Source organism: Acinetobacter sp. SwsAc4 (assembly GCF_013391535.1).
GTDB lineage: Bacteria > Pseudomonadota > Gammaproteobacteria > Pseudomonadales > Moraxellaceae > Acinetobacter.
This window is the reverse complement of the sequence record NZ_JACAXC010000001.1, coordinates 169,454-195,297: the sequence shown is the minus strand read 5'-3', so window position 1 is coordinate 195,297 and position 25,844 is coordinate 169,454. Positions and strand designations below refer to the sequence as shown.

At 39.3% G+C, this 25,844-nt stretch carries 26 protein-coding genes; 22 read left to right on the top strand and 4 right to left on the bottom strand.

The window, feature by feature from the left end; all coding sequences use genetic code 11:
- The first annotated feature begins 14 nt into the window (after window positions 1-14).
- On the top strand, window positions 15-899 hold the full coding sequence (locus HYG88_RS00905) for a cation diffusion facilitator family transporter (protein ID WP_005161539.1): 885 nt from the start codon (window positions 15-17) through the stop codon (window positions 897-899).
- Between the two features lie 65 nt (window positions 900-964).
- Here the strand turns inward: HYG88_RS00905 and dsbD are convergent, their stop codons facing one another.
- A complete protein-coding gene (gene dsbD / locus HYG88_RS00900; protein WP_005161532.1) occupies window positions 965-2,872 on the bottom strand; it encodes a protein-disulfide reductase DsbD in 1,908 nt (635 codons plus the stop codon).
- A gap of 183 nt (window positions 2,873-3,055) precedes the next feature.
- Between dsbD and HYG88_RS00895 the strand changes: the two genes are divergently transcribed.
- The 7 genes from HYG88_RS00895 to HYG88_RS00870 all read left to right on the top strand — a co-directional run bounded on the left by HYG88_RS00895 (window position 3,056) and on the right by HYG88_RS00870 (window position 8,251).
- Window positions 3,056-3,589: a TlpA disulfide reductase family protein gene (locus HYG88_RS00895; RefSeq protein ID WP_005161529.1), complete on the top strand. Its 534-nt coding sequence runs from the start codon at window positions 3,056-3,058 to the stop codon at window positions 3,587-3,589.
- 13 nt (window positions 3,590-3,602) lie between these two features.
- Window positions 3,603-3,857, top strand: a complete 255-nt coding sequence (locus tag HYG88_RS00890; protein WP_005161526.1) for a DUF4266 domain-containing protein — start codon at window positions 3,603-3,605, stop codon at window positions 3,855-3,857.
- A complete protein-coding gene (locus HYG88_RS00885; RefSeq protein ID WP_005161523.1) occupies window positions 3,848-5,227 on the top strand; it encodes a DUF3570 domain-containing protein in 1,380 nt (459 codons plus the stop codon). Before HYG88_RS00890 ends, HYG88_RS00885 begins: the two co-directional genes overlap by 10 nt.
- An 84-nt stretch (window positions 5,228-5,311) precedes the next feature.
- Window positions 5,312-6,214, top strand: a complete 903-nt coding sequence (locus HYG88_RS00880; RefSeq protein WP_256730981.1) for an FAD:protein FMN transferase — start codon at window positions 5,312-5,314, stop codon at window positions 6,212-6,214.
- Window positions 6,199-6,879, top strand: coding sequence for a response regulator (locus HYG88_RS00875; protein WP_004660952.1), 681 nt, complete (start codon window positions 6,199-6,201; stop codon window positions 6,877-6,879). Before HYG88_RS00880 ends, HYG88_RS00875 begins: the two co-directional genes overlap by 16 nt.
- Entirely contained in the window at window positions 6,879-7,205 is a 327-nt protein-coding gene (locus HYG88_RS15205) for a hypothetical protein (protein ID WP_005161517.1), read from the top strand. The genes HYG88_RS00875 and HYG88_RS15205 overlap by 1 nt, the downstream gene beginning before the upstream one ends.
- An 86-nt stretch (window positions 7,206-7,291) precedes the next feature.
- Window positions 7,292-8,251: an ATP-binding protein gene (locus tag HYG88_RS00870; RefSeq protein ID WP_005161515.1), complete on the top strand. Its 960-nt coding sequence runs from the start codon at window positions 7,292-7,294 to the stop codon at window positions 8,249-8,251.
- Between the two features lie 116 nt (window positions 8,252-8,367).
- Here the strand turns inward: HYG88_RS00870 and HYG88_RS00865 are convergent, their stop codons facing one another.
- Window positions 8,368-8,655, bottom strand: a complete 288-nt coding sequence (locus tag HYG88_RS00865; protein WP_005161511.1) for a DUF1330 domain-containing protein — start codon at window positions 8,653-8,655, stop codon at window positions 8,368-8,370.
- A 56-nt stretch (window positions 8,656-8,711) separates the two neighbouring features.
- Window positions 8,712-9,374 (bottom strand): GntR family transcriptional regulator, encoded by a 663-nt coding sequence (locus HYG88_RS00860; protein ID WP_005161509.1) that lies wholly within the window; start codon window positions 9,372-9,374, stop codon window positions 8,712-8,714.
- Window positions 9,375-9,527: 153 nt separating this feature from the next.
- Here HYG88_RS00860 and HYG88_RS00855 point away from each other — a divergent pair, with 153 nt between their 5' ends.
- The 13 genes from HYG88_RS00855 (at window position 9,528) to HYG88_RS00795 (ending at window position 23,802) form a co-directional block, all read left to right on the top strand.
- Window positions 9,528-10,130 carry an amino acid synthesis family protein gene (locus tag HYG88_RS00855; RefSeq protein WP_005161507.1) on the top strand — a complete coding sequence of 201 codons (603 nt, stop codon included), beginning with the start codon at window positions 9,528-9,530 and terminating at the stop codon, window positions 10,128-10,130.
- Entirely contained in the window at window positions 10,099-10,890 is a 792-nt protein-coding gene (locus HYG88_RS00850) for an alpha/beta fold hydrolase (RefSeq protein WP_005161504.1), read from the top strand. The genes HYG88_RS00855 and HYG88_RS00850 overlap by 32 nt, the downstream gene beginning before the upstream one ends.
- A 30-nt stretch (window positions 10,891-10,920) precedes the next feature.
- The gene (gene tgnA, locus HYG88_RS00845; protein WP_004660963.1) at window positions 10,921-11,853 is read left to right on the top strand and encodes a flavin-dependent trigonelline monooxygenase reductase component; all 933 of its coding nucleotides are present in this window, start codon (window positions 10,921-10,923) and stop codon (window positions 11,851-11,853) included.
- A gap of 2 nt (window positions 11,854-11,855) precedes the next feature.
- Window positions 11,856-12,893, top strand: coding sequence for a flavin-dependent trigonelline monooxygenase oxygenase component (tgnB, locus tag HYG88_RS00840; protein WP_178882403.1), 1,038 nt, complete (start codon window positions 11,856-11,858; stop codon window positions 12,891-12,893).
- 10 nt (window positions 12,894-12,903) lie between these two features.
- Window positions 12,904-14,373 carry a (Z)-2-((N-methylformamido)methylene)-5-hydroxybutyrolactone dehydrogenase gene (gene tgnC / locus HYG88_RS00835; protein ID WP_005161500.1) on the top strand — a complete coding sequence of 490 codons (1,470 nt, stop codon included), beginning with the start codon at window positions 12,904-12,906 and terminating at the stop codon, window positions 14,371-14,373.
- 313 nt (window positions 14,374-14,686) lie between these two features.
- Window positions 14,687-16,087, top strand: a complete 1,401-nt coding sequence (locus HYG88_RS00830) for a cytosine permease (protein WP_005161499.1) — start codon at window positions 14,687-14,689, stop codon at window positions 16,085-16,087.
- Between the two features lie 25 nt (window positions 16,088-16,112).
- A complete protein-coding gene (locus HYG88_RS00825) occupies window positions 16,113-17,282 on the top strand; it encodes a hypothetical protein (RefSeq protein ID WP_005161498.1) in 1,170 nt (389 codons plus the stop codon).
- A gap of 147 nt (window positions 17,283-17,429) precedes the next feature.
- A complete protein-coding gene (locus HYG88_RS00820; RefSeq protein ID WP_005161496.1) occupies window positions 17,430-18,887 on the top strand; it encodes an NAD-dependent succinate-semialdehyde dehydrogenase in 1,458 nt (485 codons plus the stop codon).
- Window positions 18,884-19,270 (top strand): carboxymuconolactone decarboxylase family protein, encoded by a 387-nt coding sequence (locus HYG88_RS00815; protein WP_005161494.1) that lies wholly within the window; start codon window positions 18,884-18,886, stop codon window positions 19,268-19,270. Before HYG88_RS00820 ends, HYG88_RS00815 begins: the two co-directional genes overlap by 4 nt.
- A gap of 292 nt (window positions 19,271-19,562) precedes the next feature.
- Window positions 19,563-21,263 carry an NAD-dependent malic enzyme gene (locus tag HYG88_RS00810; RefSeq protein WP_005161493.1) on the top strand — a complete coding sequence of 567 codons (1,701 nt, stop codon included), beginning with the start codon at window positions 19,563-19,565 and terminating at the stop codon, window positions 21,261-21,263.
- A 213-nt stretch (window positions 21,264-21,476) separates the two neighbouring features.
- Window positions 21,477-21,587, top strand: a complete 111-nt coding sequence (locus HYG88_RS00805; RefSeq protein WP_087543379.1) for a hypothetical protein — start codon at window positions 21,477-21,479, stop codon at window positions 21,585-21,587.
- Window positions 21,588-21,885: 298 nt separating this feature from the next.
- Window positions 21,886-22,953 carry an amidohydrolase gene (locus tag HYG88_RS00800; RefSeq protein ID WP_005161475.1) on the top strand — a complete coding sequence of 356 codons (1,068 nt, stop codon included), beginning with the start codon at window positions 21,886-21,888 and terminating at the stop codon, window positions 22,951-22,953.
- Between the two features lie 9 nt (window positions 22,954-22,962).
- Entirely contained in the window at window positions 22,963-23,802 is an 840-nt protein-coding gene (locus HYG88_RS00795; protein ID WP_005161472.1) for an SDR family oxidoreductase, read from the top strand.
- 82 nt (window positions 23,803-23,884) lie between these two features.
- On the opposite strand, the gene HYG88_RS00790 is transcribed toward HYG88_RS00795, so the two are convergent.
- Entirely contained in the window at window positions 23,885-24,307 is a 423-nt protein-coding gene (locus HYG88_RS00790) for an Lrp/AsnC family transcriptional regulator (protein WP_004660976.1), read from the bottom strand.
- Window positions 24,308-24,533: 226 nt separating this feature from the next.
- Here HYG88_RS00790 and HYG88_RS00785 point away from each other — a divergent pair, with 226 nt between their 5' ends.
- Complete coding sequence (locus HYG88_RS00785; protein ID WP_155756603.1) at window positions 24,534-25,808, top strand: Glu/Leu/Phe/Val dehydrogenase; 1,275 nt, start codon at window positions 24,534-24,536, stop codon at window positions 25,806-25,808.
- Window positions 25,809-25,844: the final 36 nt, after the last annotated feature.

The following is a 25,844-nucleotide window of genomic DNA, read 5'->3' as shown; positions in this document are numbered from 1 at the left end:
GAGCTTAAAAGATTATGATTGAATCAAATATTGATCTTGAGTCGAGAGCAAAAGCTGCTTCCAAATCAACGTGGATAAGTGTTGTTGTTAATTTCTTTTTGTCGATTGGACAGATATTGATTGGTATTTTTTCAAAATCACAAGGTCTAGTTGCAGATGGTATTCATACTTTAAGTGATTTAGTTGCGGATTTTATTGTATTGGTGGCGAACCGTCATAGCCAAAAAGCACCTGACGATGCACATCCATATGGTTATCTTCGTTTTGAAAATGCAGCATCTTTTATACTTGGTCTGATCTTATTCATTGTTGGTGTTGGTATGTTATGGACGGCAACGCATAAGATCCTTCATCCCGAACAAATTCCCAAAGTTCACAGTATGGCGCTTTGGGTTGCAATAACAGCCTTGATCTGTAAAGAACTTTTGTTCCGCTATATGCTTGCTATTGCCAAAAAAGTAAAATCAAGTTTATTGATTGCAAATGCTTGGCATGCACGTTCAGATGCAGCATCTTCTTTTGTTGTTGCCTTAGGGATTTTAGGTAATCTCGCAGGATATCCAATTCTTGACCCAATCGCAGCCTTAATTGTCGGTTTAATGATTGCCAAAATGGGGTTTGAGTTTAGCTGGACGGGTTTACATGATTTGATGGACAAGTCAGCGAACGAAGATGAAATAGCTGCGATCAAAGCAACTTTGTTGAAGAAAGATGGGATACTAGGTCTGCATCAACTGAGAACACGTAAAATGGGTGACATGATTATTGTCGATGTTCATTTGGAAGTCAGTGGCGAACAAAGTGTCAAAGAAGGACATAGAATTGCAGTAGAGGCGAGAAATGAAGTCCTTAAAAATCATAATGTCATTGATGTGGTCACTCATATTGATCCAATATAGTGAGGCATTGAAAATGCAAAGGCATCTAGAATAAATTATATTCAAGATGCCTAGATTTGGATGATTTATTTAAGATATTCAATCAGTTTATCAGCTTCAATTTCCCCTTGAACGCGTAAACTTTTTAATTCATTACCATTATTGTCGATAAAAATGAGTGCAGGTGGGCCATACAAATGAATGGCTTGTAGCCATTCTTTTTGTACTTGACTACTTTCGCTCATATCAAAACGAATTCTTTTATATTTCGAAAATGCTTCAATCACACGGCTATCGCGAAACGTTGAACGTTCCATGACTTGGCAAGCAGCGCACCAATCGGCAGATACATCGATTACAACAGTCTGTTTATTTTGTTTGGCTTGATCTAATAAGGCTTGTAAAGCTTGCGGTTGGCTCACTGTTTCAAAGATGACATTCGCTGGTTTAGTGGTATCGGGTGATACTGCCGTATGGCTTAAAGCAGCAAGTGGGTGTAATGGATCATCTTGGCCTGTTGCAGCACCGATCCATAAAAATAGCGCTAATACGCTAAGCCCAAGACCAAATGCTTTGACTAAGCGATCTTTATGGTTTTTTGCTTGTTCAAAAGCACCTAACCAAACCCCATAGCCTCCAAGTAAGGCACCCCACATCCATAGCGTTACACTTCCTGTCCAAACGCGAGATAGTAACCAAATTGCGACAGCGATTAATCCAACACCAAAAATACTCTTGATTTGCTCCATCCAGCTTCCAGAGCGTGGCAATAATTTAGCACTTGTGGTACCTAGGACAATTAATGGAATTCCCATACCTAGTCCTAAACTAAATAATGCCATTCCACCAAGTAAAGCATCACTAGTAGCACTGATATAGACCAATACACCCGCTAAAGGCGCAGAAACACAGGGCGAAACAACAAGTGCTGAAAGTGCGCCCATCAGTGCAACCGAACCAATGCGTCCACCTTTTTGTTGTTGAGAGAATCGATCTAATTTGTTTTGAACAAAATGCGGGAGTTGTAGGGTGTATACACCAAACATGCCGAAAGCCAAAACAATAAATAAAATAGCAAAGCTGATAAGTACCGCTGGTGATTGTAGCCATAATTGAAGATTTGCTTTCGCACCGAAATACCCCATGAGTGTTCCCATGATGGCATAACACACCGCCATGCCCAGTACATAAGCAAGGGACAGCTTAAAACCTCTCCATCCTGTTAATCGCTCACTTTTTTCACCCGCAATCAAACCTGAAAGAATCGGCATCATGGGAAATACACAAGGTGTAAATGCAAGACCTGCACCTAAGACTAAAAGTGTTAATAAAATGAGTGGCACACTCGCATGATTTAAAAATGCAGCAAGACTCGAGGCGTTATTCAGATCGTAATTCTCATCTTTATTTTTTACAGGACTTATGGTTTCTATATGGTTGTCGGGCTTTTTAATACTAGTTGCAGAAACCAATTTTAATCCTTTGGGATGAATGGTGAGTACTTCATCTACAGGTGGAAAGCATAAGCCACTATCAGCACAACCTTGGTAACGCAATTTGATTTGGACTGTTTCTGGTTGGCTACTACCTAAATGGGTAATACCAACTTTCATTGTTGCAGCATCATGAAATACAGCCACACGTCCAAAATTAGGATCTTGTTTCCATACCATATGACCAGCAAGTTCGCTTGTATCTATCGTCACATCTTTTGGTGTGAAGACTTCTACATGAATTCGATCTCGATACAAACTGTAATTGGGTGCAATCGTCCATTTCAAATTTAGTGCAGCTTGATTTTGATCTGGTTGTACTTTTAATGAAAATGCTTGTTCAACAGGCAAAAAGCTATCTTGAGTTGTATCCACAACTTTCGAGAAATCAGGTGTAGCTGCATTCACGATTTGCAGTGATAAAAAACCTAAAATTAAAACAATAAAAATATGCAGTGTAGATCTATAAACATCTTGAATCGGATTGAAGAACGGTCTCATCCAGACATCCCCTAATTTCATTTATACGGACGTACATTTTTTGATGGATGAAGCGTACTGAAGTTAATCACAACTTGCCTTAACACTTGCTTAAGCCATTGTTGGATTGTCTTAAGCAAGTGTTAATGTTTGACCGATTGCATTTCATTAGTCTATGAGCTGAGGAAAATGTGGAGTCCGTCGATGGCTTGGGAAAAACAAACGTTAGCAAAAATAAAATGGCGAATTGCAGTTTTAGCATTACTTAGTTGTGGTGGTGCTTTTAGTGTCAGCACAATTCAGGCAGCAGAACCGTCAGCAGTTTCTGCGAACAATAAAATGTTGCCAGCGAGCGATATTAATTGGTCGAAATATGCAGGGAAAGTGGTTGTAATTGACTTCTGGGCCAGTTGGTGTGGCCCTTGTCGAGAATCTTTTCCTTGGATGAAACAAATGCAAGCCAAGTACCGAAAAGATGGATTGGTTTTCGTAGGAATCAATGTAGACAAAGATCCTGCATTAGCGCTCAAGTTTATTCAGCAATATCAGCCTAATTTTGAAATTAGATTAGACCAACAAGGAAAGTTAGCCAGCCAATTTAAGGTACCAGGAATGCCTTCCACATTCATTCTTGGGCGCGATGGTCAGCCAGCAGCAAAACATCAAGGTTTCTTCAAGGCCAAAGAAGCCGAGTATGAGGCTGAGATTGTGCGCTTACTCTCCAATAAAAATACTTAAGCAGAGGTGAAATTTGAAATTTAGTTTAAAGATATTAACCAGTCTAGGCATCTTATTGCCGAGTCTGTTGTTATCCGCATGTAGTCATATGCCGACAAAGATGCAAACTTTAGGGGTTAAGCCTTGGGAGCGTGATATTTTGGCTCGTCCAGCGATGCAATTAGATGCTGCACCATTAGATGCTGCGTATGATGAACATATTTATTTTAGTAAAGAAGCAGCCAGTGGCGGTCGTGGTTTTGGTGGTGGAGGTTGCGGATGCAATTAACAAAAAAATCAGCACGCCACATTGCGCTTGCTTTGACTCAGGCTTCAACAGTTTTATTAAGTAGTCACGTTGCACATGCTGAAATGACTGCAACTTCTAGCAAAGAAAGTACAACTTCGCCTTTTAGTTTATCTAAAATCGTAGAGCCGGGTTGGAAAGTTGATACTGCGGTGTTGATGTACAAAGAAGCGGATAGTCGTGTTCAAGCCATCGAACCGAGTGTTCGTTTTGAAAAAGACTTTGGCGACCAACATATTTTATCTGGAAAAGTGGTTGTTGATTCACTCACAGGTGCTTCACCGAACGGTGCGACATCAGCCAATGTGCCACAAACTTTTACAGGCCCATCAGGTAATGCTGCGAAACCAACGCCAGCAAACCAATTACCCTTAGATGATGAATTTCATGATACCCGTGTTGCAGTATCCGCAAATTGGCAACAACCAATTGCACCAGATATGAAGCTGAATGTGGGTGGAAATGTCTCAAATGAGTACGATTTCAGATCAATCGGAGCAAATGCGAGCATTGCGAAAGACTTTAATGACAAGAATACCACTGTGTCATTGGGTGGCGCATTTGAGTATGACAGTATTGATGCTGTTGGTGGTGCGCCTGTACCTCTAACTCCACAATTGGATGGACAGAAACAACAAGGCACAAAGAGCAAGAATGTTTCTGATGTTTTACTTGGCTTAACGCAAGTAATTGATCGTCACTCACTGGTACAACTCAACTATTCATTATCGATGAGTAATGGATACCAAAACGACCCATATAAAATTTTGACGCTAGTCGATGCTAACGGCAATTTAATTGCTGATCAGGACTTTGCTGCAGGTAATAATTTCTACTTATTTGAAAATCGTCCAGAGAAAAGAACACGTCATAGCTTCTTTGGTGAATATAAATATGGGTTTGATCGTGGTGATGTTGCCGATGTCTCATATCGTTTTACCACAGATGACTGGGGCGTTAAATCACACACATTTGATGCAAAATATCGTTATGCGGTAAACGAGAAATATTTTGTAGAACCTCATGTTCGTTACTACACCCAAACGGCTGCTGATTTCTATCATAGCTACTTAAAAGTGGGTGATGGTATTGAACTGGATGCTCAAGGTGAACCGATTCCGACCGTACAATATGCATCGGCGGATAGCCGCTTAGGTGCGTTTGATGCAACGACCTACGGTGTTAAATTTGGGATGAATCTTGCAAATGACCGTGAGCTGAGTTTCCGTGTAGAACAATATGATCAGAAAGCCAAAGACCTAAAACCAATTGGTGGGAACTTGGCAGGACAAATTTTGCAACCAGATTTATCGGCAACTTTTGTTCAACTTGGTTATAGTTTTAAATGGTAATAATTTAATCTAAGCTGTTAAAACCTATTACTTTCGAGTGGTAGGTTTCATAATTTATATTGATTTAAACCAAGCCTGAGTATGATGTCTCATAGATTAGAATTAATACAAGAAAATGATGCGCTTCATCAAATTCGCTTTACTGCGATGGCAAGTCCTTGCCAAGTGTTATTAGATCATACTGATTGGACGAGCGCAGCACATATTGCACAAGCTGTTTATGCAGAATGTTTACGCATTGAACAGAAATATAGCCGTTATCGTAATGATAGTTTTTTAGCTGCCTTGCATCGCAATACCGATTGTTGGTTTGATGTGGATGAGGAAACAGCAAAATTATTTGATTTTTCTGAAATTTTATATCAATTGTCCGAAAAAAAATTTGATATTACTTCTGGCGTACTTGGAAAAATTTGGCGTTTTGATGGTTCAGACCAAGTTCCAAGTATTGAGCAAATTAATCAGCTTTTGCCTCATATTGGTTGGGACAAAGTGAAATGGAAAAAATCTCAGAAAAAAATTTACTTACCTCAAGGAATGTCGCTCGATTTTGGTGGAATTGGTAAAGAATACGCAGTAGATCGTTGTGCAGAAATCATTGAGCAATTAAGTCAGCAAGCTTATTTGGTCAATTTTGGTGGGGATCTCAGAGCGAGAGGGCCAAGAAAATCAGGTTTGGCTTGGCGAATCGGTTTAGAAACCCCTGAGCAAAGCAATCAAGCGCAAGCCTATTTTGATTTAAATACAGGGGCTATGGCGACCAGTGGTGATAGTAAAAGATATCTGTTCAAAGATGGTGTTCGTTATAGCCATATTTTAAATCCATTAACTGGGGCTTCTATAAAAGATGCACCGCGTTCAATTACCGTTTATGCTCAAACCTGTATTCAAGCTGGCATGTTAGCGACCTTGGCAATGTTAGAAGGCGCGGGTGCAAAACAGTTCTTAGGAGAACAATCAGAGGGGCAAGCATGGATTATCGACTAAGTGGACAACGTATTTTTTTAGTTGAAGATGATCTTATGCTAGGTGAGTCTTTGTCCGAAATCTTGCAAGCTCAAGGTGCAGAGGTAAATTGGCATAAGAATGCTGAACGGGTTATGAGCTGCTTGCAAACTTCAAGCTATGACTTGATGATTTTGGATATTGGTTTACCTAAAATTTCTGGTTTTGAGTTACTTGCCCAATTACGGGAAATGCAACAAGACTTGCCTGTTCTGATTTTATCGGCACGAGACATGATTCAAGACAGAGTTTTTGGTCTTGATCTTGGTGCAGATGATTATGTTTTAAAACCTTTTGACTTATCTGAATTACTGGCAAGAGTTCGTGTTTTAATTAGACGACGTTGTGGCCGTGCGCAGACCAAAATTAAAATTGGTGAGGTTTGTTTAGATCCAAGTTCACATCAAGTTTTTTATTTAAATCAGAAAATTAGCTTATCGCGTCAAGAATATCGCTTGCTGAAGTTACTGATGGAGCATATTGGACAGGTGATCACCCGTGATCGTTTAGAAACGGCATTATTAGATAAAGATGAATTAGAAAGTAATGCTTTAGAGGTACATATCCATCATTTACGTAAAAAGCTATTTCCTGAGTTTATTCGAACCATTCGCGGTGTTGGATATTTAGTTCAAGTAGAACTGTAATGCAGAAAATATTATCGATAAAACAACAAGTTGTTAGAACAAGTTTATATGCGCTTATTCTCGCATTAGTTTTGAGTAGTATTTTAGGCTATCTTGCGACAAAACATGAAGTAAATGAGTTGTTTGACGCAACTCTAATTGATAATACCAGAATTATTAAGGGTTTAATTGATTCAGAACAGGCACATCAAAATTGGATAGATTTGCAAAAAAGCCTTGATGAAACATTACTTGAACATATATCAGTTCAGGTGATCAACGCTTCAACGGTCATGCCTATGAAAAGAAGATTGCAATTCAGGTCTGGAGTAAAGAGGGCGATTTAGTCCTTCGTTCGGCCAGTGCCCCAAATCATGCTTTAGCACCATTAAAAGAGGGATTAACACAATTTCAAGGTGGGGAATATGATTGGATGGTTTATACCGTTTGGCTGCCTAACAAAAAGAGCTGGCTTGCTGTTGCAGAGCGATTAGATATTCGAAAGGAGCTATCAACCAATATCGAAGCTAGTCTATTACTCAGTTTGATTTTTGCACTTTTTTTAGCCTTATGTTTATTAAAACTTCAACTTAAAAAAGCATTTGCACCGTTAGTGGAATTGGGTGAAAAAATTTCTCAACGCGATTTTAATGATTTAAGTGCGTTACATTTACCTCATTCGCCCGACGAATTGAAACCTGTGATAACGGAGTTAAATGATCTATTTCATCGAGTAGATTCTTCATTAGAAAGAGAAAAACATTTTTTAGCTGATGCAGCGCACGAACTAAGAACGCCACTTACTGTGATTAAATTACAAGTTGAACAAGCATTGATTCAACCTGATGCAAGAGAAATGATTTTACAGCGTTTATCTGAAAGTGTAGAGCGTAATCAGCAAGTGGTCGAACAAATGCTTTTGTTGGCACGTTTAGAAGCGGGGCAAATGTCTGTACATACTACAACTGTTATTTTTTCAGCTTTAATTCGAGAGGCAATTGCTCAACTCATGCCATTGGCATTTAAGAGAAATATTGAATTTCACCTAGATGTTGAAGAGGTGACTATCAATGGAGACTCGGCGCTTTTACTCTCGTTGCTACGTAATTTATTTGATAATGCTCTAAGGCACTCGCCAAATAATGCTGTCATTTCAGTAAAGTTATTTAAGCAAGTTCAAATGATAATTTTTGAAGTGGTTGATGCTGGAACGGGGATTGATCCAAAGTTTCTAGGTGAGGTTACCAATCGGTTTACCCAAGTTGGTGGAAGTGATGTGGGAGCTTCAGGATTAGGATTGGCAATAGTATCTAAAATTGCTCAATTACATGGTATGCGCTTAGTTCTAAATAACCATGAAACAGGTGGCTTAAGCGTGCACTTACAATGGTAGAAAACCGAAATAAACCTGATTTTTACGATGATGTAATAATTTTTATTTCAATAAATTCATTATTTAAAATGTATCATTGAATAAGAAAAAGAAGAGAGTCGATCTCTCTTCTTTGATCAATCTAGACTTTCAACAATACTAATCATGACTTCAGCACAATTTTCACGTGCGAGCCTTGCTTTAGTATATTCTTCAGAATCATAACAAGCTTGTGCAGTTGCCAAATCAGAGAATTCAATAATCACATGACGTTGAAACTGTATACCTTCCATATCGATTGATTTTCCTCCTCTAGCAAGGAATTTAGCACCATATTTTTCAAATGCTAAGGGAGCTAATGCCATATATTCTTTGTACTGTTCCATATCGTGAATGATGACATGTGCAATCCAGTAAGCAGACATTTCCTTATCCTTTTATTTTTAAATTAAAAAAACCATTTTAGTTACAGATTGAGGCATTAAGCATTCAAAATATTTTTTGCAACCGCAGCAGCTTCAGCAATATGTTCAGCCACGGCTTGTTTTGCTTTTTCAGGATCTTGGTGCAGATAAATTGCTTCGCACATATTTTTAATACGTTGGTAGCCAGAAATTTCACGCTTCGTCGATTTCATGGTCATTGCACGAAGACGACTAATCCGACCATTCAAACGTTGTACTACTTCCCAAGCAATATGATGTTTTGCAGTGGTAAAAATAGTTTCGTAAAGTTTTGAAGAGGTAGAAATAATTAAATTAATGTCATCTGCTGTAAAGGCTTGCTCAAGTTCAATCAATAATACTTTCAGCGTTTCTGTTGTTTGAGCAGTTAGGTTTTGGGTGCAATCTGCAACGGCACTTTGTTCGAGTAATAGTCGAATTTCATAAATTTGCGATGCAATTTCCCAATCCAATAATGAAACAATTGGGCCTTTATTTGGCAGAATTTCAACTAAACCTTCTGCTTCTAAATAACGAATGACTTCACGTACAACAGAGCGACTTACCCCTAATTCTTCGCACAAGCTTCTTTCGACTAATCTTTTCCCAGAAGGGAAATAGCCTGTAATGATCGCGTTACGTACTTTATTCAAACAAAGCTCACGTAAAGTCACAGGTGGATTTTCAATTTTAAGATTCATAGATGATTAATCTTTCCTGATTTTAATAAGTCAAAATTTTGTTACATGTTTCTAGCTGAAAATTAGCATACCAAACTCTTGCTTTTTTTTCATTATGTATTATGGTATACCATAATACGAATGCAAAAATAAATTCACTCGCAAGGAAATGCCATGAATCTAATCCGTAAAACAGTTCTTCATGTTGAAACGACTTATGTCGATGGCGATAAAGAAGCAACAAAACCGCTAAAAATGGTGGCTGCTGCTGCTGTGATCAATAACCCATGGGCTGGTCAGGGTTATGTCGAAAACCTAACACCTGAGATTCGCCGTATTGCTCCGATTCTAAGTGAGCATTTAACTCAACTGATTCTTGATGAAGTCGGTTCAGGTGAAGCGGTAGAAGCATTTGGTAAAAGTGCGGTCGTAGGTTTGAATGGTGAGCTAGAGCATGCATCAGCCCTCATTCATACCTTACATTTTGGAAATACATACCGTAATGCGGTTGGGGCTAAGTCTTATCTCGCTTTTAATAATACGCGTGGTCCAGCGAATGCTTCGATTCTTGTTCCAATGATGGATAAAAATGATGAAGGCCGCCGTTCTCATTATTTGACTCTTCAATTTGCAATTCCAGATGCACCTGCTGCCGATGAAATTGTGATTGTAATTGGCGCAGCGACAGGTGGACGTCCACATCATCGTATTGGCGATCGTTATCAAGATTTGGAAGAGTTAGGTCATGATCTCAAAAACCCTGCAGCTGTCAAATAATCGGATTGCTCATTATCTTGAGCAAGGAGAAGGAGAGCCTTTGGTTCTCATCCATGGTGTAGGTATGCAAGCAGCCGCTTGGTATCCACAAATCGAATATTTCTCGAAACATTATCGTGTGATTTCGGTGGATATGCCAGGTCATGGAAAAAGTACAAAACTTGCGAATGGTGCACCTTTAAAAGCATTTGTTGATTGGGCAATCGAATTTATTACAGCATTGAATCTAGGTGCGGTGAATTTGGCAGGTCATTCGATGGGTTCATTGATTACGACAGGCGTAAGCGCAACTCGTCCTGATTTAGTCAAACGAATGGCGGTGTTGAACGGTGTATACAAGCGGACCAGCCAAGCTCGTGATGCTGTCGTGAATCGTGCAGAAGAGTTAAAAACAGGTCATATTGACGTTGAAACACCACTACAACGCTGGTTTGGTAACAGTGAAGCAGAACAAATTGCTGCTGGAAAAGTCAAGTCTTGGTTGGAAAATGTGGACTTGTCTGGATATGCCACAGCATATGCGGCATTTGCATATGGCGATCAAATTTACGCAGATGACTGGAGCAAAATTCAGTGTCCAGCATTGGTTTTAACTGGAACTGATGATCCAAATTCAACAGCAGAAATGGCAGTACAAATGGCAAGCCAAGCGAGAAATGGCACCGCTATTGTGATTGAAAATGAGCGTCATATGGTGAATTTGACTGCACCAGACCAAGTAAATATTGCAATGCAGGCGTGGTTAGAAACCCAAGTCTAAATTGCCACACATTGATGAAGGAATATGACAATGAGTGAAATGGATAGTGTTAATAAAATACGCGAACTACGTGATGCCTTTGGGTCATTTATGACTGGCGTAACCGTCGTAACCACCTGTAAAGATGATGGAACACCATTAGGCTTTACTGCGAACTCTTTTGCTTCGGTGTCTTTGGACCCAGCTTTGCTGCTGGTCAGCATTGCAAAGACATCAAGCAATTATAATAACTTTGCTAATGCTTCACATTTTGCAATTAATATTTTGGCAGAAGAACAAAAGGATGTTTCGAATACTTTTGCTCGCCCAAGTGACGATCGATTTGCAAATTTAGCATGGACAAAGAGCGCATCTCATAACCCTGTCATTGATCAAGTCAGTGCTTGGTTTGATTGTACGACGTATCAAGTTGTAGATGCAGGTGATCATGCGATTTTAATTGGTAAAGTTGAAGATTTTGGTTCAGCAGGCTTTGCTGGTTTAGGGTATTACCGTGGAGCTTATTTCACACCTGCCAAATCATCTACTGATGTGATTTCGAGTATGAAAGTCATGATGATGGCATTGATTGGACATGAAAATCAGATCTTGCTTGAACAGACACAGGATCAAAAGTGGACATTGCCACATTTGATGGTTGAAAAAGACGGTGCAGAAAAAGCACTGGAAAAAATCTTTGCAGCTTATCAGCCAGAAGCCTCACCAAGCTTTATCTATTCTGTCTATGATGATGTGACCACCCAGCAGCAATATATTGCATTTTTATGTAATACCCCGATCGCACATGCAACCAAAGGTCAATTTGTTGATTTAAATGATTTAGAACAACTGACTTTTGTGGATAGCGCTTTAGAAAGTATGTTGATGCGTTATCGTAAAGAAAACCATCTCAAAACCTATGGTGTTTATTACGGTAATCAAATTAGCGGTACGGTTCGTCAAATTGTTAAAGAGGAAGTTTAACTATGCGTTTTTCATTATTTGTACACATGGAACGTGTTTCTGATCAACAAACGCAGAAGCAGCTCTATGATGAGATGATTGAACTTTGCCAGATTGCCGATCAAGGTGGTATGCATGCGATTTGGACAGGTGAACATCATGTAATGAATTTTACGATTGCACCTAATCCATTCATTAACTTAGTTGATATTGCCAATAAAACCCAAAATGTACGTTTGGGCACGGGTACAGTAGTTGCGCCATTTTGGCATCCAATTAAATTGGCAGGTGAAGCTGCTATGACGGATATTATCACCAATGGTCGTTTAGATATTGGCATTGCACGTGGTGCTTACTCGTTTGAATATGAGCGTATGGTGCCTGGTATGGATGCATGGAGTGCAGGTCAGCGTTTACGTGAAATGATCCCCGCGATTAAAAACCTGTGGAAAGGTGATTATGAGCATAATGGTGAGTTTTGGCAGTTCCCGAAAACCACTTCTGCACCTCAACCGTTACAACAACCGTATCCACCGATTTGGGTAGCAGCACGTGATCCAAATAGCCATGAATTTGCGGTGCAAAACGGCTGTAATGTACAAGTCACACCATTACATTTTGGTGATGAAGAAGTTGAAAAACTCATGGGACATTTTAATACCGCCTGTGAAAAGTTTGCTGATATTCCTCGTCCTGAAATTATGTTATTGCGTCATACCTATGTCGCTGATAGTGAGGAAGATGCTCAATTAGCAGCAGATGAAATCAATACATTCTATAACTATTTTGGCGCATGGTTTAAAAATGAGCGTGAAATTACGCAAGGTCTAATCGCGCCATTGAGTGATGAAGAAATTGCAGCTCATCCATTTTATACGCCAGAAGCCATGCGTAAAAATAATGTGATTGGTCAGGCGCAAGAAGTGATTGATCGCTTAAAAGCTTATGAAGCAATGGGTTATAACGAATATTCATTCTGGATTGATACAGGAATGAGCTTTGAGCGTAAAAAAGCATCGTTACAACGTATGATTAATGAAGTGATGCCTGCATTTGCATAGGAGAGAAGACATGACTTCTCAATTCCAGTTGTATATCAATGGTCAATTTGAGGATGGTGCTGCACAATTTGACAGCATCAATCCTGCGACAGGGCAAGTTTGGGCGAAAATGCCTGAAGCACGTACAGATGAAGTCAATCGTGCAGTTGCCGCGGCATCTCAGGCTCTGCAAGATGCAGCTTGGGCTGGTTTAACTGCCTCACAGCGTGGAAAATTGTTATATAAACTTGCTGATTTAATCGAAAAAGCTGCACCGCAACTGGCTCAATATGAAACCAGTGATACAGGCAAGATCATTCGTGAGACGTCGAGCCAAATTGCTTATGTAGCTGAATATTATCGTTACTATGCAGGAATTGCAGACAAGCTCGAAGGTAGCTATTTACCGATTGATAAACCAGATATGCAAGCATGGACCATCCGTGAACCAGTCGGTGTGATCGCTGCAATTGTTCCGTGGAATAGCCAATTATTTTTGTCTGCGGTTAAAGTTGGTCCAGCATTGGCGGCAGGTTGCAGTATTGTTCTGAAAGCCTCTGAAGAGGGACCAGCGCCTTTACTTGCTTTTGCACGTTTGGTGCATGAAGCAGGATTTCCAGCAGGTGTGGTGAATGTCATTACAGGTTTTGGCCCTGAATGTGGTGTCGTTTTATGTAGCCATCCAGACGTGGCTCATGTGGCATTTACTGGTGGTCCAGAAACAGCACGCCATATTGTGCGCAACTCTGCTCAGAACCTTGCCAAAGTCTCATTAGAGTTAGGCGGAAAATCTCCTTTTATTGTATTTGCAGATGCTGATTTACAGAGCGCAGTAAATGCACAAGTCGCAGCGATTTTTGCAGCAACAGGGCAAAGCTGTGTTGCTGGTTCACGGTTGCTGGTTGAAGACTGTATCAAAGATGAATTTGTTCAACGTTTGGTTGAGCGTGTGCAAAGTATCAAGATTGGTTTGCCTGATGATATGGCAACTGAATATGGCCCTCTGTGCACCTTGCGCCAACGTGAAAAAATTGAGCAAGTCGTTGCTCGCTCGATTCAGCAAGGGGCGAAATTATTGGCAGGTGGGAAAACGCTTGAAAGAGCAGGTTATTACTATCCACCCACAATTTTAGACTGTAGTGATGTACCACAAGCCGATTGCGTCATGACCGAGTTATTTGGTCCTGTCTTGTCTGTAGTGAGTTTTAACACTGAAGCAGACGCGATTCAAAAAGCCAACAGTACGCCTTATGGACTCGCAGCTGGTGTATTTACCAATAATTTAAGCCGTGCGCATCGTATGACCAAAGCAATTCGTTCAGGGATTGTTTGGCTGAATACCTATCGTGCTGTTTCTCCACTTGCACCTTTTGGTGGGCATGGTCTATCAGGACATGGTCGTGAAGCTGGCTCAGATGCGGTGTTGGACTATACCACCACTAAAACTGTGTGGTTGCGTACCTCAGATCAACCGATTGATGACCCTTTTGTGATGCGTTAATACATCACAACAGTCATTAGGATTTAAATTTCAGGGATGAAAAGATGACGCAGTTGAATTTCAAAATCACATAAATCTGATCAAGGCATACGTAAGATAATATTCGTTGAGCTTCAAGAGCCTCAACAAGGTTTCCTTTATCTTTTTTTGCCATTTCTTTAACCAAAGTTGATGTGATTCGTCTGTAAAACAAGAGAAATAAAGGTCAGGTCATCTGGATATGGCGCTGATCAGGCAGGTTGTGAAACCTAAGTTTACTCTCACAAATATTTGATATTGAGGAAAATGAAGTCCTCAAAGAGAGATTAAGGATATGAGCCAAAATGAAAATAGTGCTTTCGCCATTGAAAGCAATTCAATTGATTATGTTGATCCATCTCAACGTCACGGAAAAGTACGTGATCTATTCACGCTCTGGTTTTGTACCAATATTGCACCCTTAGCTGTAATTACTGGTGCAATGTCGATGCTAACGTTTAACCTCAGTTTGATCAGTGCGCTAGTGGCAATTTGTTGTGGTCATTTCTTTGGTGCTGCAATTTTAGCTTTAACTTCTGCTCAAGGACCCCAAGTCGGCATTCCCCAAATGATTCAAAGCCGAGCACAGTTTGGGCGTTATGGTGCATTACTAGTCGTATTATTTACGACACTGATTTATCTCGGTTTCTTTATTTCCAACATTATCTTGTCAGGTAAAACCTTACATACCGTCGTTCCCGCAATCCCTGTTCCAACTGCGACGGTGATTGGTGCAATTGCAGCAACCACCATTGGGGTGGTGGGTTATCATTTAATTCATAATTTTAATAAAATTGGGACATGGTTAATGGGTGGCTCATTGCTGATCGGCTTGTTGATTATGTTGCCACAAATTAATGCTGAAGTACTTGCCAAAGGCTCATTTAACCTAAAAGGTTGGTTTGCCATGTTTGGTCTATGTGCAGTTTGGCAAATTAGTTTTTCACCTTATACCTCAGACTATTCACGTTATTTACCGAAGTCGATTGGGATTTTTAAACCATTTATCTTCACTTACTTGGGCGCTTCGCTTGGAACAATCTTTGCGATGGCATTTGGTACAGTTGCGGTGAGTATTGGTTCTGGTACTGATGCGATGGAAGCGGTGAAATCGGGTACAGGTATTTTCGGTTCGATTCTGATGATTTTATTCCTTTGTAATATCATCGGTCACAATGCCATGAATTTATATGGTGCGGTTTTATCGTGTATTACTTCGATCCAAACCTTTGCAGGTCAATGGATGCCAAGTAAGAATGTCCGTATTATTTTGTCGATTATGGTCTTAATTCTCGCTACGTTTACAGCACTTTGGGCATCGAGCAACTTTATTAGCTTCTTCCTGAACGTCATTTTTGCCTTGCTATTTATTTTAGTGCCTTGGGTATCGATTAACCTATTGGATTTCTATGTGATCAATAAGAAATCTTATGATATTCAGTCGATCTTCGCACAAGATGGTGGTATCTACGGCAAATTTAATGGCAAAGCTTTAACTGCATATTTCATCGGAATCGTGGTTCAAATCCCTTTTCTGACCAATGCATTTTTTACAGGCCCATTCGCAAACGTCATTCAGGATGTGGATATTTCTTGGGTAATCGGATTGGTGGTGAGTTTTGTTGTGTACTACGTCTTTAATCTCGAAAAGATTAAATGCAGTAGCCCAGCACTCAATGTAAAAGCGCAACATTAAACATGCTTAGAATGGAATCGATGACATGAAAAAAAGTTATTTACAACTCACATTGGCAACTGCATTAACCAGTATGATTACACCAAGTTATGCAGGAATTAGTTTTGGTGACAGCAATGCCGACTCAGGCAAGTTAACGGTTTCTGGTTATGTACGTGCCAATTATCAACACAAAGATTACGGTGAACCTGCTTCAGAACATAAGATCCGTTTTGATGCTGCACAACTAAAACTTGATTATGAACGCGGCAAACTATTTGGACATGCTGAATATCGTTGTTATCAATACGATACGCTGTGTGATTTTTCAACCTTGATTGATGCATATGCAGGTTATCATTTAAATGAAACTGATCAGGTTGTGGCAGGAATGCAAGCTATTCCATTTGGATCAGGACGTTTCTGGGGCAATAGTTTGTACGGTAGTATCAATACTACAGCAGGTTTAGAAGATGTTCATAATTTAGGTTTAAACTATCATTTTGAATTGCCAAGTGCGACCAAATTTGATGTCGGTTATTTTGCGGCAGATGCAGGTCACTATGAAGGTACTACCCAAGACTCAGGTCGCTATAGTGCGAACTATGTAAGTTCTGATGACATTACCAAAAGTGATATAGAAGAGAAAAACATGTGGGTCGGACGTATTACCCAAGATATTAATCTGGGTGTAAAAGGTTTAACTACACAGGTCGGTGCTTCATATTGGACTTCAGAGATTGACAATAAAACCACATCTCAAACGGGTCGACGTAATGCGTGGGCATTATTTAGCAAAATCAATTATGGCAATCTAGGTCTGACCTTAACAGGTGGTAAAAATGATGTCACTAATAAAGACATTGTTGATGCAACTTCATCTTTGATGGGTTCATATGACGGTGAATATTATGTTGCAAACAAAGCGACTTACTATACAGCTGATCTTGGCTACACTTTTAAAGATGTTAAGCAAATTGGCAATATCACGCCGTATTTTATGCACAGTCGATACAATAAGGATTTGGCTGGTTCTCAAGATTCAATCCGTAATATCCTTGGTGTTTCAATCGACCATAAACAGATTTCTTTGGTTGCAGAATACATTATGAGTCAAAATGATCCCTTCATTGGTGGTACTGAAAAATCACTGGCGCATGGGGATGATGGTAAATGGAATAAGTTACTTAACCTAACGTTATTCTATTACTTCTAAAATCAGCTATAACATTCGGGCAACCGAAAATTTTTTTCAAGATTTATTTGGTATGCCATAATACAGGTTTAGTTAATACCAGAACATTGATACTGTTTTGTAAAATGTTCTGTGTATTAATGCCGAAGTCTAAATAGGATAATCAGTATGCAACTTAATCAATTGCCATTATTTCATCAACAAGCTTTTGTTGCTGGACAATGGTGTGATGCCGATAATCAACAAACTTCTGATATTTATAACCCTGCAACACAAGAAGTGATTGGTACTGTACCGAATATGGGCAAGGCAGAAGCCGAACGCGCAATTCAAGCAGCAGTTGCAGGTTGGGCTGTATGGAAAAATAAAACAGCCAAAGATCGCTCAACAATTTTAAAAAAATGGTTCGATTTGATGGTTGAAAATGCAGATCAACTTGCATTTATTTTGACTAGCGAACAAGGAAAACCTTTAGCAGAAGCGAGAGGTGAAATTTTATATGCTGCTAGCTTTGTTGAATGGTTTGCTGAAGAAGCAAAACGTGTTTATGGTGATATTGTTCCCAGTCCTTATCCAGATGCACGGATTATCGTGAGCAAGCAACCGATTGGTGTTGTTGCAGCAATCACGCCGTGGAATTTCCCTGCGGCAATGATTACTCGTAAAGTTGCACCTGCTTTGGCTGCGGGTTGTCCTTGTATCGTTAAACCAGCGCCAGAAACCCCATTTACGGCATTGGCTTTGGTCGATTTAGCGATTCAAGCGGGTGTACCTGCTGAGATTTTCAGTGTCATTACAGGGGATGCAGTCACGATTGGGGATGCAATCTTTGAAAGTGATGATGTACGGAAATTTACCTTCACAGGTTCAACACCCGTTGGAAAATTATTGTATCAACGCTCAGCGCAAACGCTGAAAAAAGTTTCATTAGAATTGGGCGGTAATGCACCTTTTATTGTCTTTGATGATGCAGATTTGGATGCTGCAATCGAAGGGGCATTAATTGCTAAATATCGCAATGCAGGACAAACCTGTGTTTGTGTGAATCGCTTTCTTGTTCAAGAAGGAATTTACGAAAAATTCATTGCTGCATTAAGTGAAAAGGTCAATGCTTTTGCAATCGGCAATGGTTTGGATGTTGGGAGTGAAATTGGTCCATTAATTAATGCCAATGCAGTGAAAAAGGTTGAAGCTCACGTCGCTGATGCCTTAGCTAAAGCAGGTCGTTTGATAGCTGGTGGTAAACGTCATAGTGCAGGTGAGTTATTCTATGAACCTACCATTATTGCTGATGTCACCGCTGAGATGGATGTGGCGACTCAAGAAACATTTGGTCCATTGGCTGCTGTATTCAAGTTTGAAACTGAACAACAAGCCATTGAAATGGCAAATGCGACGGAATTTGGCTTAGCGGCGTATTGTTATACCAAAGATTTAGGACGCGCTTGGCGGATGAGTGAGCAGCTTGAATACGGTATGGTTGGAATCAACAAGGGCTTAATTTCCAATGAAGTGGCACCATTTGGTGGAATCAAACAGTCGGGCTTAGGTCGTGAAGGTTCGAAATACGGGATCGAAGATTATCTTGAAATCAAATACACCTTATTTGGGGGATTGAATGCATGAGTAATGAAAAATTTGAAAAAGGCTTAGCCATTCGTAAACAAGTGTTGGGTGAAGCTTATGTCAATAATTCGATCAACAATGCTGATGATTTTAACTTACCTTTACAAGAGTTGGTCACAGAGTATTGCTGGGGGGCAGTTTGGGGGCGAGAGGAACTGAGCAAGCCTGAGCGAAGCTTAATCAATCTTGCCATGATTTCTGCACTGAATCGTCCACATGAGTTGAAGCTTCATGTCAAAGGTGCTTTGCGTAATGGTGTACCTCAGGAAAAAATTCGTGAGGTGCTGCTACAAGTCGCAATTTATTGTGGCGTACCGGCAGCCGTAGATAGTTTTCGAATTGCTAAAGAAGCGATTCAGGAATATGAACAAGAAAATAACTAATTGAACGATTGAGCAAACATTACACAGCATGCTGGTGATGTTTGCTTAAGTGATTTCATTTTGGCTCTTCGCTCTTATAGTGACATACCAATTGTTACGATTGTTACGGTCAGAATGGATATAATTTAAACAGAGTATTTATTTTCTAAATAACCAATCACCTTTTATATACTGAGATATATGCAGCTTTAGGTGTCTATTGGTGTAAATTATGCACTTCGTTTAAGGTGGTTTTAATTCCATCTTGAGCAAAGAAAATTTGATATTTGATAGATCATCGAAAGAGTAAGGTATGCCCGCAAATCCTAGTAAAACCCAAAAACCTTTATATATTCCCTATGCTGGGAACGCTCTTTTAGAACTTCCACTCTTGAATAAAGGTTCAGCTTTTTCAACAGAAGAGCGTGAGCAGTTTAACTTGCATGGACTGATACCTAACAATATCGAAAACATTGAAGAACAAACGCAACGCTCTTATCAGCAGTACTTGTCATTTGACAATAACTTGAATAAGCATATTTATTTAAGAAATATTCAAGACACAAATGAAACTCTTTTTTATAATTTATTGAGTCAGCATTTAGATGAAATGCTACCCATTATTTATACACCAACCGTCGGCGAGGCTTGCCAGCGTTTTTCTGATATTTATCGTCGTCATCGTGGGATTTTCATCTCATATGCTGAACGTCAATACATCGATCAAATTATTCATAATGTAAATAAGAAAAATGTCAAAGTGATTGTCATTACCGATGGTGAGCGCATCCTTGGTTTAGGTGATCAGGGTATTGGCGGTATGGGAATTCCAATTGGAAAATTATCTCTATATACCGCATGTGGAGGTATTAGTCCCGCTTATACGTTACCGATTACCATAGATGTTGGTACAAATAATCAAGAATTACTCAACGATCCAATTTACATGGGATTGAAGCAACCTCGAATCAGAGGGGAGCAATATTACCAATTTGTCGAACAGATTATTTCTGCTGTGCGTGAACGTTGGCCGAATGTGTTGATACAGTTTGAAGATTTTGCCCAAATTAATGCAATGCCATTATTGACTCAATATCGAGATAAAATTTGCTGCTTTAATGATGACATTCAAGGAACTGCAGCAGTTACAGTTGCTAGTTTAATCGCTGCATCTAGAGCACTTGGTAAACAACTCAAAGATCAAACTATTACTTTTGTTGGTGCTGGTTCAGCAGGATGTGGTATTGCTGAGCATATCATTAGACAAATGATGGATGAAGGTTTGAGCGATCATGAAGCCCGTTCACGTATTTTCATGGTTGATCGCTTCGGTTTAATGACTGATCAACAACCCAATTTACTCGACTTTCAACAAAAACTCGCAACACCTTTGAATGCAATTTCAGAATGGGAATATGCAGGACAAGAAATTGCGCTACTTGATGTCGTAAAAAATGCTAAACCAAGTATTCTGATTGGTGTATCAGGGCAAGCAGGTTTATTTAGTGAAGAAGTGATTAAAACTTTAGCTAAATATTATAAGCATCCGATTGTTTTGCCATTATCTAACCCGACTTCTCAAGTAGAAGCTCAGCCAAAAGATATTATTGAATGGACACAAGGTGCTGCAATCGTTGCGACAGGTAGTCCTTTTGCACCAGTATATTTCCAAGGTAAAACTTATACGATTGCTCAGTGTAATAATTCGTATATTTTTCCAGGAATAGGCTTGGGTGTGATTGCGTGTGGTGCAAATCATATTAGTGATGCAATGTTGATGGCGGCAAGCACAGCATTGGCAGATTGCTCACCGCGTTTAAAAAATCCAGCTGCAGATCTTTTGCCAAATATTAATGACATTCATCAAGTCTCCAAATTCATTGCTTTTAAAGTTGCAAAAGCTGCGATGGCAGATGGATTAGCAGTACCCATGAGCAATGATGTGCTGAAAAATGTGATTGAAGATAATTTTTGGACACCTGAATATCGAAATTATCGCCGAGTTACTTTTTAATTGAGCCAGATCTAGTCTGATTGATGAAATGTAAATGTAATTCAGTAATCTAGAACAGAACAAAACCTGACTGATCTTGAATGATCTTTCAGGTTTTTAGCTTATTATTACTCTCATACAACTATCTGTTATATTTTTTTTATAAAATCTGTATCTACCTTTATCATCTGTATTCATTCAAAGTATAACGAGGTTGATATGAATGGGCTAAATATGAGTTTTTTAAAAAAGAAAAATAATGCGAGTTTTGTGTTTTTTATTATCACACTCTATGCTTTTATCGGTTTTGGGTTAGGCTATATTATTTGGGAATATTTTCTGTAAAATCAGCTTCAAGTCTGATTTATAGCACTGTTTAGCTATTCATTTAATACAGCAAATTTAAGCTTGGGAATCTGTTTCGCTACAATGATCACATCTACTGGATGCGGCTTGGATTATATTCATCCAGCCATTCAAAACAATGAATAATATTCATAGCTCTTCATTAGAATAAATCATTTTATTCATAGATTTTTGTTCTGTACTCTAAAAATAAGCCGTATTTTAAAAATTACATAAATGATGACTTGGGACGATGATCATCACATCTTCATCATTTGAAAGAATAAAGAGTGTTGGAATGAGAAAACTCGATTTTGCAATTATAGATCCGCATATCCATCAATGGGATCCATACCATACTCCACATTCTGCTGCCTTGTTGGTTAAAGCTTTGGGGAATTATCCCCGTGTGATGAATAAAGTTATTCGAGTCGTTAAACCGAAGCCACTTTTAGACACGCTAGGATTAACTAAATATGCGTTGAGTCCTTATCTCCCTCAAAATTATCATGAAGATATGGGACATCATAGGATTGAAAGCGTAGTACATGTCGAAGCAAATTGGCATCATCATAAAGGCTTTGGTGTTGTCGAAGAAACCAAATGGATTCAACAATTAAATTTTAAAGACCAAAATTTAAAGCTAGGTGCAATTATCGCCACTGCTGACCCGCGAGATCGAAAATTTAAACAGATTTTAAAAGCGCATCAAGATGCCAGCCCTCTATTTAGAGGTATTCGTAAAATGGCTTCTTGGCATGAGGATTTTGGTATTTATCGTTGGTGTGATCAAGCACATTTATATCAGTCTAAAAAATTCCTTAAAGGCTTTGAACAACTTGCCAAAATGGATTTATCTTTTGATGCGTGGACTTATTCAACACAAATTTCAGAAATTACAAAATTAGCGAAACAATTTCCTCAAACACCTATAGTCGTTGATCATTTGGCAACACCCGCAGGACTTTTTGGCCCTATTGGCAAAAAAACTGGCCAAACACCATCACAACGTGCCGCCATTTTCCAGCAATGGCAGCATGATTTGGCAGTTCTGGCTGAGCAGAAAAATGTTTATGCCAAGATTTCAGGGCTGATGATGCCCGTGTTAGGACACCGATTTTATCAACAATACCGTACTGCAACCGTCTATGAAATGGTGAATTTATTAACACCATTGATTCAACATGCAATACAGGTATTTGGCTCAGATCGAATTATTTTTGCTTCAAATTTTCCTATGGATAAAGCAAATACAACGCTAAGCGATTTGATCCAAGCTTATATTGAAATGATCACACCTTATGGTGATCAAGCGATGTATTCCATTTTTAGACAAAACGCTGCCAATTTTTATCAATTAAATTAGAGTCATCATATGAAAAGTTTTAATCAAAAGGTTGCTGCAATTACGGGTGCAGGTTCTGGAATCGGTCAACAACTTGCAATTTTACTAGCACAGCAAGGCGCTGATTTAGCTTTGAGCGATGTGAATGATCAAGGTTTAGCCGAAACATTGTCTTTAGTAAAACAGTATCCTGTGAAAGTCACTTTAACCAAACTAGATGTTTCTCATCAGCAAGCTGTACGTGAATGGGCGGAGAATAGTTTCAAAGATCACGGGAAAATCAATTTGATTTTTAACAATGCTGGCGTTGCATTAGCAAGCACCGTAGAAGGTATGAGCTATGAAGAAATGGAATGGATTTTTAATATTAATTTTTGGGGTGTTGTCTACGGCACAAAAGAGTTTTTGCCTTATTTAAAGCAAAGTGGTGAAGGGCATATCATTAATATTTCTAGTTTATTTGGACTCACTGCTCAACCTTCTCAAAGTGCTTATAACGCAACAAAGTTTGCAGTGCGTGGTTTTACCGAATCATTACGTCAAGAATTAAATATGCAAAATAATGGTGTCAGTGCGACTTGTGTGCATCCAGGTGGTATACGAACCAATATCGCTAATAGTGCTCGTATGAGTGACAGTATTCGCTCTTTGGGTATGAACCCTGCAAAGGCTAGTCGATCATTTAATAAAGTTTTGAAAACCCCACCTGAAGAAGCTGCGAAAATCATTTTAGAGGCGGTCAAACAGGACAAAGCTCGAATATTGATTGGCAATGATGCCAAAATTTTAGATTTGATTCAGCGGATTACACCCACTCATTATTCTCAAGCATTGGATTTTTTAACCAAAAAAACTTTGAAAAAAAGTTAAAATATTCTTCAACCTAAGGATGCTCATTTAATTTGTGTGAGCATCCTAGTTAATTCATTTCAAGGTGAATTATCATCTATCATTATGTTTTATATGTAGAAAGTAAAATACTTGTTTCACTATTATAAATACCTGAAATATTTCGAATTCGTTCGAGTGCCTTGTCAAAATTTTCTAAACTGTCGGACTGTAATTCAACCAAAATATCCCATTTCCCGTTTGTAGTATGCAGGCGTTCAACGGCTGATTCTAGGCGTAATTCACGAATAACGGCTTGCGCTTTGGTTCCCTCCACCATGATATTCATCCACGCCCGAATAATATTTTTCTCCACATTAGGGCGAAAGCGTACAGTATATCCCGTGATGATACCCGTCGATTCCATGTATTCAATTCGTTTTTGCACAGTCGCTCTAGAGACTCGTGTTTTTGCAGCCAGATCTGTAATTGAGATCCGAGCATTATCTTTGAGTAAACCTAAGATAATATGATCAATATTGTTCATTTTGATACTTACTATTAGCAAATTGATAAAAATTAATTCATTTTAATCATTATAAAGAATTTTGTGAATCAATTTGATTCTTAATAATAATCAATATACGAAGCCCCAAACATTTTTTTCGAATGAATCAAGAAATCTATGTTGACACGGAACGATGGGGTGAGCGGAAACCTTTGCAGTAAGGGAATCTGTAGATAACAGGGACAATTGATTAATTAAGGAAAAGATGATGTCTTTATCATATGCGGCTCAAAATGGTAGTGCTTGGCAAACCTTTCTCACTCAAGTAGATCGTGTAGCACCTTATTTGGATGCCGACCTCAGCAACTTTATCAACACACTGAAAACACCAAAACGTACGCTAATTGTTGATGTGCCAATCGTGATGGATGATGGCACAATTCGTCATTTTGAAGGCTATCGCGTACAGCACAATCTCTCTCGTGGTCCTGGTAAGGGTGGTATTCGTTATCACCAAGATGTTGAGTTGAATGAGGTCATGGCCTTATCAGCATGGATGACCATTAAAACTGCGGTGCTTAATCTCCCATTTGGCGGAGCAAAAGGTGGTGTTCGTGTCAACCCAAAAGAACTTTCAGCACGTGAATTAGAGCGTTTAACTCGTCGTTTTACTAGTGAAATTAGCCCAATTATCGGCCCACAAATTGATATTCCTGCACCTGATGTTGGTACTAATGCCAATATCATGGGCTGGATGATGGATACTTATTCAAGTATTAAAGGTCACACGGTTACGGGAGTTGTAACTGGAAAACCTGTGCATTTAGGTGGTTCACTCGGCCGTGTTCGTGCAACAGGTCGTGGCGTATTTGTTACAGGTATGCAAGTTGCAGAGCGTATCAAATTACCTATCGAAGGCAGCAAAGTTGCAGTTCAAGGCTTTGGTAACGTAGGTAATGAAGCTGCATATTTGTTTAATCAGGCAGGTGCAAAAATTGTTGCTGTGCAAGATCACACAGGCACAATTTTTAATGCTGAAGGTTTTAAAGTAAAAGCATTACAAAAGCATGTTGCTGAACAGGGTGGCGTGAAAGGTTTTGCTGAAGCGACTGTGATCTCGGATGAAGAATTCTGGGATGTCGATATGGATATTCTGATTCCAGCAGCATTAGAAGGTCAGATTACGGTTGAACGTGCACAAAAACTCAAAGCGAAAATTGTGCTTGAAGGTGCAAACGGACCAACTTATCCAGAAGCAGATGATGTATTCGTTAGCCGTAACATTACTGTAGTTCCTGACGTAATTTGTAACGCAGGTGGTGTAACCGTCAGTTATTTTGAATGGGTTCAAGATATGGCGAGTTATTTCTGGAGCGAAGACGAAATTAATGAACGTCTTGACAAGCTGATGATTCAAGCCATGAGTGATGTGTGGAATACCGCAGCGCAAAAGCAATGTAGCTTGCGTACAGCAGCTTATATTTTAGCGTGTGAACGTATCCTCAAAGCTCGTAAAGAGCGTGGTATTTTCCCGGGATAAACCATCCATAAAGTTAAAGCAAACGGCTCATTGAAT

Excerpts from the sequence above, each read along its gene's own strand:
- HYG88_RS00895 (WP_005161529.1), top strand. The coding sequence starts at position 3,056 with ATGGCTTGGGAAAAACAAACGTTAGCAAAAATAAAATGGCGAATTGCA.
- tgnB (WP_178882403.1), top strand. The coding sequence starts at position 11,856 with ATGCGTTTTTCATTATTTGTACACATGGAACGTGTTTCTGATCAACAA.
- HYG88_RS00860 (WP_005161509.1), bottom strand. The coding sequence starts at position 9,374 with ATGAATCTTAAAATTGAAAATCCACCTGTGACTTTACGTGAGCTTTGT.
- HYG88_RS00805 (WP_087543379.1), top strand. The coding sequence starts at position 21,477 with ATGAGTTTTTTAAAAAAGAAAAATAATGCGAGTTTTGTGTTTTTTATT.
- HYG88_RS00855 (WP_005161507.1), top strand. The coding sequence starts at position 9,528 with ATGAATCTAATCCGTAAAACAGTTCTTCATGTTGAAACGACTTATGTC.
- HYG88_RS00905 (WP_005161539.1), top strand. The coding sequence starts at position 15 with ATGATTGAATCAAATATTGATCTTGAGTCGAGAGCAAAAGCTGCTTCC.
- tgnC (WP_005161500.1), top strand. The coding sequence starts at position 12,904 with ATGACTTCTCAATTCCAGTTGTATATCAATGGTCAATTTGAGGATGGT.
- HYG88_RS00830 (WP_005161499.1), top strand. The coding sequence starts at position 14,687 with ATGAGCCAAAATGAAAATAGTGCTTTCGCCATTGAAAGCAATTCAATT.
- tgnA (WP_004660963.1), top strand. The coding sequence starts at position 10,921 with ATGAGTGAAATGGATAGTGTTAATAAAATACGCGAACTACGTGATGCC.
- HYG88_RS00850 (WP_005161504.1), top strand. The coding sequence starts at position 10,099 with ATGATCTCAAAAACCCTGCAGCTGTCAAATAATCGGATTGCTCATTAT.
- HYG88_RS15205 (WP_005161517.1), top strand. The coding sequence starts at position 6,879 with ATGCAGAAAATATTATCGATAAAACAACAAGTTGTTAGAACAAGTTTA.
- HYG88_RS00785 (WP_155756603.1), top strand. The coding sequence starts at position 24,534 with ATGATGTCTTTATCATATGCGGCTCAAAATGGTAGTGCTTGGCAAACC.
- HYG88_RS00825 (WP_005161498.1), top strand. The coding sequence starts at position 16,113 with ATGAAAAAAAGTTATTTACAACTCACATTGGCAACTGCATTAACCAGT.
- HYG88_RS00790 (WP_004660976.1), bottom strand. The coding sequence starts at position 24,307 with ATGAACAATATTGATCATATTATCTTAGGTTTACTCAAAGATAATGCT.
- HYG88_RS00875 (WP_004660952.1), top strand. The coding sequence starts at position 6,199 with ATGGATTATCGACTAAGTGGACAACGTATTTTTTTAGTTGAAGATGAT.
- HYG88_RS00815 (WP_005161494.1), top strand. The coding sequence starts at position 18,884 with ATGAGTAATGAAAAATTTGAAAAAGGCTTAGCCATTCGTAAACAAGTG.
- HYG88_RS00810 (WP_005161493.1), top strand. The coding sequence starts at position 19,563 with ATGCCCGCAAATCCTAGTAAAACCCAAAAACCTTTATATATTCCCTAT.
- HYG88_RS00800 (WP_005161475.1), top strand. The coding sequence starts at position 21,886 with ATGAGAAAACTCGATTTTGCAATTATAGATCCGCATATCCATCAATGG.
- HYG88_RS00880 (WP_256730981.1), top strand. The coding sequence starts at position 5,312 with ATGTCTCATAGATTAGAATTAATACAAGAAAATGATGCGCTTCATCAA.
- HYG88_RS00795 (WP_005161472.1), top strand. The coding sequence starts at position 22,963 with ATGAAAAGTTTTAATCAAAAGGTTGCTGCAATTACGGGTGCAGGTTCT.
- HYG88_RS00885 (WP_005161523.1), top strand. The coding sequence starts at position 3,848 with ATGCAATTAACAAAAAAATCAGCACGCCACATTGCGCTTGCTTTGACT.
- dsbD (WP_005161532.1), bottom strand. The coding sequence starts at position 2,872 with ATGAGACCGTTCTTCAATCCGATTCAAGATGTTTATAGATCTACACTG.
- HYG88_RS00865 (WP_005161511.1), bottom strand. The coding sequence starts at position 8,655 with ATGTCTGCTTACTGGATTGCACATGTCATCATTCACGATATGGAACAG.
- HYG88_RS00870 (WP_005161515.1), top strand. The coding sequence starts at position 7,292 with ATGGTTTATACCGTTTGGCTGCCTAACAAAAAGAGCTGGCTTGCTGTT.
- HYG88_RS00820 (WP_005161496.1), top strand. The coding sequence starts at position 17,430 with ATGCAACTTAATCAATTGCCATTATTTCATCAACAAGCTTTTGTTGCT.